Genomic DNA, 341 nt, shown 5'->3' on the forward strand with positions numbered 1-341 from the left:
GAAACCCATGTTGCCGAGCCAGTGCTGCACCAGGAACGTGCCGTGGAAGCCCAGGAACGTCGTCCAGAAGTGCAGCTTGCCGAGCGGCTCGTCCATGAAGCGGCCGGTGATCTTCGGGAACCAGAAGTAGATACCCGCGAAGGTCGCGAACACGATCGTGCCGTAGAGCACGTAGTGGAAGTGCGCGACGACGAAGTACGTGTCCGACACGTGGAAGTCGATCGCGGGCGCGGCCAGCAGGATGCCGGACAGGCCACCGAAGAGGAACGTGACGATGAAGCCGATAGAGAAGAGCATCGGCGTCTCGAACGTCAGCTGGCCCTTCCACATCGTGCCGATCC

General features: G+C 61.9%; 1 protein-coding gene. It reads right to left on the reverse strand.

Features of this window, described 5'->3' with window-relative positions; genetic code table 11:
- Window positions 1-341: cbb3-type cytochrome c oxidase subunit I (locus tag UK23_RS05425; protein ID WP_045310254.1), on the reverse strand; the 341-nt coding region annotated here is incomplete at both ends.

Origin of the sequence: Lentzea aerocolonigenes (assembly GCF_000955955.1) — a bacterium.
GTDB lineage: Bacteria > Actinomycetota > Actinomycetes > Mycobacteriales > Pseudonocardiaceae > Lentzea > Lentzea aerocolonigenes_A.